Source organism: Tropicimonas sp. IMCC6043 (genome assembly GCF_004146235.1).
Classification (GTDB): Bacteria; Pseudomonadota; Alphaproteobacteria; order Rhodobacterales; family Rhodobacteraceae; genus Tropicimonas.
Genome location: NZ_SELO01000163.1, coordinates 1 through 440 on the forward strand (window position 1 = coordinate 1; position 440 = coordinate 440).

Annotated in this window: 1 protein-coding gene; it reads left to right on the forward strand. The window is 65.9% G+C overall.

Annotation, left to right across the window (positions count from 1 at the left end; genetic code table 11):
- A partial coding sequence (locus tag EU800_RS26245) for a transposase (protein ID WP_207210029.1) occupies nt 1-339 on the forward strand: 339 nt, incomplete at its 5' end.
- Nucleotides 340-440 lie beyond the last annotated feature (101 nt).

A 440-nucleotide genomic window follows, 5' to 3' on the forward strand; every position in this document is an offset into this window, starting at 1 on the left:
CGTGGCACCGCGGAGCAGCACATCCGCGAAGGCAAGTACGCCATCCGCTGGACGCGCCTGTCGTGCCGCCGGTTCCGGGATAACGAGGTGCGTCTCCAGCTGCACGCGCTGGCCTATAACCTCGCCGTCTTTCTCGCTCATGTCGGTCTGCCAGAGCCCGTGGCGGCCTGGTCGCTTACCAGCCTGCAACTCAAGCTCATCAAGATCGGCGCGCGGGTTGTTCGGCATGCCCGCGCCATCACCTTCCAATTGGCCGAGGTGGCCGTGTCGGGGCCGATGATCCGCGCAATCCTCGCTGCGATCCAGCGCCTGCGGTCGCCTCCGGCGGCGACATGCTGACTGCGCTTACCATCAAGATCGAAGAAACTCGGCTCGACCATTGCGTCTGCGGCCTGCGGTCGATGGGCATCTGGCTGCCAATGGCGTCCGACAAGGGCCCC